Here is a 7,445-nt window from a genome sequence, read left to right as displayed (position 1 = left end):
AGGCCAGGGCGCCGCTGACCGGTGGACGGCACCGAGCCGTACGCTTGAACTTGGAAGGGGGAGGCCTCGCGGCCTCCCCCTTTTTTGCGTTTACGGGCTTTTGTCTCACATAGTAGCTGTGTTTTATATCCCTCGTTTGTCGCATCTTCTGCGAACGGGCTACAATAACTTAGTCTGTGCGATATGGAGGTGAACATGGCTGAAGCTGGTATCGGCGTTGATATCGTCGAGATTTCCCGCATGAAATCAATTCTTGAAAAGACGCCGTCGTTTGCTCGGCGTGTGTTTACCGAAGAAGAGCGTGCGTATTGCGATGCATCATCGCGTCCCGCTGCTCACTATGCGAGCCGCTTTGCTTCGCGCGAGGCGGTACTTAAAGCTCTCGGCACGGGTTTTAGTCAAGGCGTGGGTCGCAAGGATGTTTCGGTTACGCGTGATAAACTCGGCAAACCGAAGGCGCTGCTTTCGGGCCGTGCTCTCGAGATCGCTCAAGAACTGGGTGTTGTTGAAGTCGCTCTTTCCATTACGCTTACAGGAGATTTGGCCGTTGCGAATGCCATCGCGATTACCGAAGATGCTCGGCCTAAGCCAAAAGAGGAAAAGGTGAGCACCAAGAAACGCGTAGCGCAGACATTTAAAGAGGCTCGCTCTGTTTTAGATGAGCTTGAGCAGCTGCAGAATTCAGCATTGACGGAGCACCTGGGCGATGCTTCGCAAGATACGCTAGGAGCATAGATGAAACCGGTTTTGAGTACCGAAGAAGTCGTTCGTCTCGAGGATATCATCGAACGCGAAGGGACTTCGAAGGCCGAGCTTATGGAGCTAGCGGGTGAGTTTGCCGCCAACGAGGTCTTGAAGCTCAATCCCGATCGGGTTCTCGTTCTGGTCGGTTTTGGTAATAATGGCGGAGACGGTTGGGTTGCCGCCGATATTCTGAGCCATAAGGGTGTGGACGTCGATATCGTTTCTCCGGTTGAGCCGGATGAGATTCCTGCTGCTCTGGCACGTCATGTTGCTCGTCGTACTGCCGGCCGCGATGTGCACGTTTGCGTCGGCCCCTCGCGTGACGAACTCGAGGTTTTGATCGATAAGGCCGATGTTGTTGTCGATGCCATTTTTGGAACCGGTTTCCACGGGAATCTGCGTGCGCCGTTCTCCATCTGGATTCCTACGGTCAATGAATGCGCCGATTGTGTCGTATCCATTGATGTCCCCTCGGGCCTGAATGCCGAGACGGGCGTTGTTGATGACGACTGCATTCGTGCCGAGCATACGGTGACGATGATTGCGCCCAAGATTGGTCTGTATAGCGCTGATGGCCCTGAGTATGCTGGCGATTTGATCTGCGGCAATCTTTACGACCGTCTTGACGAGGTCATCGATGATGTCGACCACGCCGCCGAGATTGTCGAGCCCGGTGACTTAGTTGATTACTTTGCTCCACTACCTACGAATATCGATAAGTATTCCCGTGGCTCTGTGCTTATTGTCGCCGGATCTGCGCAATATCCTGGTGCTGCCATTATGGCGGCCAAGTCTGCAGCTCGCGCGGGTGCTGGTTACGTGGCAGTCGCGGCTCCTGACGCCTGCGCCAATCTTATTCGCATGGCACTTCCTTCGATTCCCGTCTTTGCTATTCCGTCTGATTCTCGCGGCTCCTTTGGCGCCGCTGCGCGCATGACTGTGTGTGAGATTGCAAAGAAGTACAGCTGTGTACTGTGCGGTCCCGGTATGACGACATCTGCCGGCGCTATGCAGGTGGTTTCGGGCTTGCTCGAGCTTGATGTGCCGCTTATTTTGGACGCCGATGCACTCAACTGCCTTGCTAAGATTGCCATTGACGGTATTGATAGTAATCCCGAGATGTATCGTCGCGAGCAGCCGTTGGTTATGACGCCGCACTATCGTGAGCTTTCGCGTCTGGTTGCCGGTGACGAGGTGAACGACCTTGGTACCGCGATTGCGGCCGCGCAGAAGGTTGTCTGGGCTGCAGGCTCCGACAATCTGGTGGTCATTGCCAAGGGGCCGACGACGGCTATCTGTGGCGTTGAGCGTGTGCTGCTGCCGCTCTCGGGTCCGGCTTCTCTGGCAACTGCCGGTTCGGGTGATGTTCTCGCGGGTATTTTGGCCGGCACGCTTGCCACCATGCGCGACGAGATGGATCGTTGGGAGTTGCTGTATTCGTACGCCGTCGCACTTCACAGCTACGCCGGTTTTGCCGCGGCGACGGAGTATGGTGAGAAGAGCGTCATCGCGACCGATCTTATCGACTTGATCGGTCCTGCCATGGAACTGGCGGCAAAGGATGCGCTTGAAGATCTGGGAATCATGGACGAAGGGTCGGATGACTAATCATGAATAAAGCCGATTTGACGCGCTGGTCCTGGGTCGAGATCGACCGCGGGGCGCTCCGTCGCAACACGAGGGCCTATAAGAACTTGCTGAATCCACGTCAGCGCCTGTGCTGCGTGGTCAAGGCCGATGCTTATGGTCATGGAGCTGTTGAGTGCGCCAAGATCATGTACTCGGCCGGTGCCGACATGTTTGCCGTGGCGACGGTTAACGAGGGCGTTGAGCTCCGACAGGGCGGGATTACGAAACCCATCCTCATCCTGAGCGAGCCGCCTATCGAGGCCATTCCGACGTTGCTCGAGTTTGATATCATGCCCTCGGTCTATACGTCTGACTTTGCTCTTGCGTATGGCGAATGTGCCGTCGCGGCGGGCAAAGTGGGCAAGTATCATCTCGCCATCGAGACGGGCATGAATCGTATCGGCGTTCACTACACGCAGGTTGTCGACTTTGTCCGCGGTATAAATTTTCATCGCGGTATTCAGTGCGACGGCGTATTTACGCACTTCGCCACGGCCGATGAACCTTCGGGCTGGGACTACAAGCTGCAGTGCCAGCGCTTTACCGAGGCCGTTCAGGCCATTAAGGATGCGGGTTTTGAGTGCGGTATCGTGCACTGCGCCAACACGCCGTCCTCGATGCTCGACCCCTCGATGCATTTTGATATGATCCGCGCCGGCGTTGGCTTGTATGGCATGCAGCCGTGCGAGCTGAGTGGCCGCGTGATGCAGCTTGATCCCGTTATGAGCGTCCATGCGCGTGTGACGCGCGTGGCGCACCCTGCGATGGGTGAGGGCGTGGGCTACGGTTTTACCTACCGCGTACCGCGTACGCGCGTTCAGATCTGCACGCTGCCGATCGGTTATGCCGATGGCCTATCGCGTACGCTTTCCAATCGTATGGATGTGCTGTATCGCGGCGAGCGCGTGCATCAGGTTGGCAATATCTGCATGGACCAGTTTATGGTCGCCATTCAGTCCAACCCGGCACACGAGATTCCCGAGGCCGAGTATGGTGACGAGATGATCATTGTCGGCCGCGATGGAGATGCCGAGATTACCATGGACGAGATGGCGCGCCTACGCGGCACGATTAACTACGAGGTCGCCTGCGGCTTTGGCATGCGTCTCGACAAGGTCTACGTGTAGGAGCCGCTATGGGCGTCATGCACATCCCCGGCCATAGCCATCAGGCGCCGCGTGAGGTCGCACTCGAGGAGATCGAGGCCGTTCTGGGCGATTGTCACCTCTGCCAGCTCTACCAGTCGCGTCACAATATCGTGTTTGGCGTGGGAAACCCCCGCGCTCGTGTGATGTTTATTGGCGAGGCGCCGGGCCGCAATGAGGATTTGCAGGGCGAGCCCTTTGTGGGGGCGGCAGGCGAGGACCTCAACGGCATTTTGTCGCTGGCGGGGCTCAAACGCGAAGACGTCTACATTGCCAACGTGCTTAAGTGCCGCCCGCCGGGAAACCGCAATCCGCGCCCCGAGGAAGTGCTGGCTTGCTCACCGTTTTTGCGCGAGCAGATTCGAAGCATCTGGCCCGATATTATCGTGACGCTCGGCAACCCCGCGACGCACTTTGTGCTTAAGACCGAGATTGGCATTACTAAGCTGCGCGGCAGGTTCCACCAGATGGGGCATTTTGTAGTAATGCCCACGTTCCATCCGGCAGCAGCGCTACGCAATCCGGCGTGGCAGGAGCTACTGGAGGAAGACTTTAAGATGCTGGGCGACTATCTGGAGCGACATCCCGCACCAGAGGACGCCTCGGAATAATAAGGAGCATATATGTCCCTGGAGCGCCTGGGGGTAGGTACTTACAAAACGACTTGCGCTGCCGATACGGAGTACTTTGGCGAGCTAATTGCACCGTGCCTTGAGGACGGCGATGTGCTCATCCTGACCGGTGGCCTGGGAGTGGGCAAAACTCACTTTACCAAGGGCGTCTCGCGCGGGCTGGGCGATGGGCATATGGTTACGAGCCCTACGTTTGCGCTCATGGCCGTTCACGATCAAGGTCGTATTCCGCTGTTTCACTTTGATCTATACCGCCTGGAGCATGCCTACGAGCTCGAGGATACGGGCATTTTCGATGTGCTGGGCTATGAGGGTACTTGCCTGCTGGAATGGGGCGAACAATTCCAAGACGAGCTGACGGATGAGTATCTTTCGGTGACGCTCAAGCGTGATGAGGGCGACAGCGATGTGCGAACGATAACACTTGAGGCGCACGGTGACCGCGCAATGGAGCTTTCCCATTTGATTGATAAGGCTGTACAAGATGAGCTTGCATAACGACAACGCGCTGGTGGTGGCGCTCGATACTTCGACCGACATGCTTGCCTGCGCGGCAAGCTGGATTGATGGGCAGACGGGCGAGACGAAGCTCGTGAGTGGCGATCACATGTGTCGCCGTCACGCCAACGTTGAGCTCGTGAATACCGTTGATGGCGTGCTGGCTCAAGCCGGTCTGGATCGCAGCGATGTTGGTTGCTATGTGGTCGGCCGCGGCCCGGGGTCCTTTACGGGCGTGCGCATCGGCATCTCCACTGCCAAGGGCCTCGCGCGTGGTGCCAATGTTCCGCTGCTGGGCGTGTCGACGCTCGATGCTTGCGCTTGGACGGCGTGGAAGGCTGGCGTGCGCGGCAAGCTTGGTATCTTGGCCGATGCTATGCGCGGTGAGGTATATCCGGCGCTGTATATGCTGGTCGATGAGGGTCCCGAGCGTCAATTTGAGCGCGAGCACGTGGTCAAGGCCGCCGTGGCGCTCGATGAGTGGCGCCAAGCAGCGGACTGGGACCAGGTTCAGCTGACCGGTGACGGTCTCGTGCGCTATGGCAAGCTGCTGGGTGAGGACGAGACCGCCCGCTGCGTGGAGCGCGACCTGTGGTGGCCTTCGGGCGAGGGCTTGCTGCTCGCGCACGCTGCGGGTGACGGCGATCCGGCCCGCGTCCTGCCGATTTACACGCGCCTTTCGGATGCCGAGGAAAACGAGCGCAAGCGTCTTGGTCTTGCCGAGAGTGCGCAGAGCGAAATTACGGGCGTTGCCGATGAGCTCGCCGGTCGTCATCTGCAGTTCCGTCCCATGGGCGCGGCGGATGCCGAGGGCGCGAGCGCGCTGGAGGCTGCCTGCTTTGAAGGTGCCGGACACGAAGCGTGGACGCCGGGCATGTTCCTGTCCGAACTGGGCGAGGACGTCGCTGCGCCGCGTAGTTGGTGGGTAGCACACGACGACGGCAAGCTGCTGGGCCTTGCCGGCGGTATGGTCGTGGACGGTGATGTGCAGATTCTGGATGTCGCCGTCGACCCGGCACATCGCCGTGAGGGCATTGCCCGCAAGCTGCTGTCGCACGTGAGCTATGATGCCCAGATGCTCGGCTGCACCACGGCTTCGCTCGAGGTCGAGGACGGCAATGAGGGCGCGATTGCGCTCTATAACGCTCTGGGCTTTACCGAGGCTGGCCGTCGCCGCGGCTACTATGGTGCCGGCAAGGACGCCATCGTCATGACGGCCCCGCTGCCCTTGGTACTTCCGGTCGACAATGCTTCGCCCGAGCCGACGGCGGCAGAGCAGCGCGTATGGCCGCTGCCTGCGCCTGGGCGCTCCGAGGGGGAGCGTGCCGAAATTGAGCGCCGCCGCCTAGTGCTCGCTATCGAGAGCTCCTGCGACGAGACGGCCGTGGCGATTATCGATGCGGATGGCAATATGCTGGCCAACCAGGTGTCGACACAGATTGATTTCCATGCCCGTTTTGGCGGCGTAGTGCCCGAGATCGCTTCGCGCAAGCACGTTGAGGTGATTGTGAGTGTCGTGGATGCGGCGCTCGAGGATGCCGCAGCATCGCTGGGCCTTACGGGCGGAGCCATTGCACCAAGTGAGCTTGCCGCCGTGGGCGTGACGCAGGGTCCGGGCCTGGTGGGCGCGCTCGTGGTTGGCGTCGCCTTCGCCAAGGGCTTTGCCTACGCTGCTGGCAAGCCGCTCGTATGCGTCAACCATCTGGAGGGGCACCTGTTTGCCAACTTGCTGGCGCAGCCCGACCTCAAGCCGCCGTTCATCTTCACGCTTGTCTCGGGCGGGCACACCATGCTCGTGCACGTAAAGGCATGGGGCGACTACGAGGTGCTCGGTGAGACGCTCGACGACGCCGTGGGCGAGGCCTTCGACAAGGTGGCCAAGGCGCTGGGCCTGGGCTATCCCGGTGGCCCCATCATCTCTAAGCTGGCCGAGACGGGCAACCCCAAGGCGATCGATTTCCCCCGTGCGCTTAACAGCAGGGGGGACTACCGCTTCTCGCTTTCGGGCCTCAAGACGGCGGTGACGCTCTACATCGAGCAAGAGACCAAGGCCGGGCGCACGATTCACCTTCCCGATCTGGCGGCTTCGTTTGAGGCAGCTGTCTTTGACGTGCAGTACAAGAAGGCCAAAAATGCACTGCACGCTACCGGATGCAAGGAATACTGCATCGGTGGCGGCGTCTCGGCCAACCCGCATCTGCGCGAGATGATGATCAAGAAGCTTGGGCGTCAGGGGATTCGCGTAACGGTGCCGCCCTTGTCTGCCTGTACCGATAACGCAGCCATGATCGCGGAGGTCGCTCGCCGTAAATTCGACCGAGGTGAAATCTCGCCGTTCGATGTCGACGCCGATCCGAACATGACGCTGTAGCTGGTACGGCGCGGTCCCCGGACGGAGGGGCCGGATATAAGGTTTCCTGCTCTACAGTCCTGCGCAAGACGAAGGCCACATTAAGTGGCCTTCTTTGCGTGCGGAACTCGCGATAAACCTTATATCCGGCCCCTCCGTCCGGGGACCTTTCTGTATCGATATAGCTTCTGGGCTGGTTTGGCGTCGACAACGTCCAGCAAGGTTAACAAGCCAGCGTCGAATTTCCAGCGTTCTTTAGCTGAAAGAAAAAGTTGGTGTGCGGAGCTTTGCTCCGCACATTTGGGATGGGAGCCCCTGAGAGCCGCGGGAGCCGGGCGGCGCATATGAACTTTATCGCGAGTTCCGCACGCAAAGGAAAGCACTTAATGTGCTTTCCGTCTTGCGCAGGACTGTAGAGCAGGAAAGTTCATATGCGCCGCCCGGCTC

General features: G+C 59.2%; 6 protein-coding genes. All 6 read left to right on the top strand.

Annotated features, from left to right (window positions below; all coding sequences use genetic code 11):
* Positions 1-195: 195 nt before the first annotated feature.
* The 6 genes from acpS to tsaD are packed head-to-tail and all read left to right on the top strand — an operon-like array spanning position 196 to position 7,019.
* Complete coding sequence (acpS, locus tag AB5Z25_RS02480; RefSeq protein ID WP_006235843.1) at positions 196-735, top strand: holo-ACP synthase; 540 nt, start codon at positions 196-198, stop codon at positions 733-735.
* Positions 736-2,352 carry an NAD(P)H-hydrate dehydratase gene (locus AB5Z25_RS02475; protein WP_082222952.1) on the top strand — a complete coding sequence of 539 codons (1,617 nt, stop codon included), beginning with the start codon at positions 736-738 and terminating at the stop codon, positions 2,350-2,352. It abuts the gene before it with no gap.
* Positions 2,353-2,354: 2 nt separating this feature from the next.
* A complete protein-coding gene (gene alr, locus AB5Z25_RS02470) occupies positions 2,355-3,500 on the top strand; it encodes an alanine racemase (RefSeq protein ID WP_346965429.1) in 1,146 nt (381 codons plus the stop codon).
* An 8-nt stretch (positions 3,501-3,508) separates the two neighbouring features.
* Complete coding sequence (locus AB5Z25_RS02465; protein WP_117776930.1) at positions 3,509-4,129, top strand: uracil-DNA glycosylase; 621 nt, start codon at positions 3,509-3,511, stop codon at positions 4,127-4,129.
* Between the two features lie 12 nt (positions 4,130-4,141).
* A complete protein-coding gene (tsaE, locus tag AB5Z25_RS02460) occupies positions 4,142-4,648 on the top strand; it encodes a tRNA (adenosine(37)-N6)-threonylcarbamoyltransferase complex ATPase subunit type 1 TsaE (protein WP_368134709.1) in 507 nt (168 codons plus the stop codon).
* On the top strand, positions 4,635-7,019 hold the full coding sequence (gene tsaD / locus AB5Z25_RS02455) for a tRNA (adenosine(37)-N6)-threonylcarbamoyltransferase complex transferase subunit TsaD (RefSeq protein WP_368134708.1): 2,385 nt from the start codon (positions 4,635-4,637) through the stop codon (positions 7,017-7,019). The genes tsaE and tsaD overlap by 14 nt, the downstream gene beginning before the upstream one ends.
* Positions 7,020-7,445: the final 426 nt, after the last annotated feature.

Source organism: Collinsella aerofaciens, assembly GCF_040910325.1.
Taxonomy (GTDB): domain Bacteria; phylum Actinomycetota; class Coriobacteriia; order Coriobacteriales; family Coriobacteriaceae; genus Collinsella; species Collinsella aerofaciens_BL.
The sequence above is the reverse complement of the archived record's forward strand: the minus strand, read 5'-3'. Positions and strand labels throughout refer to the sequence as shown.

What these genes read in the sequence shown, in the direction of transcription:
- acpS (WP_006235843.1), top strand. Translation starts at nt 196, where the DNA reads ATGGCTGAAGCTGGTATCGGCGTTGATATCGTCGAGATTTCCCGCATG.
- AB5Z25_RS02475 (WP_082222952.1), top strand. Translation starts at nt 736, where the DNA reads ATGAAACCGGTTTTGAGTACCGAAGAAGTCGTTCGTCTCGAGGATATC.
- alr (WP_346965429.1), top strand. Translation starts at nt 2,355, where the DNA reads ATGAATAAAGCCGATTTGACGCGCTGGTCCTGGGTCGAGATCGACCGC.
- AB5Z25_RS02465 (WP_117776930.1), top strand. Translation starts at nt 3,509, where the DNA reads ATGGGCGTCATGCACATCCCCGGCCATAGCCATCAGGCGCCGCGTGAG.
- tsaE (WP_368134709.1), top strand. Translation starts at nt 4,142, where the DNA reads ATGTCCCTGGAGCGCCTGGGGGTAGGTACTTACAAAACGACTTGCGCT.
- tsaD (WP_368134708.1), top strand. Translation starts at nt 4,635, where the DNA reads ATGAGCTTGCATAACGACAACGCGCTGGTGGTGGCGCTCGATACTTCG.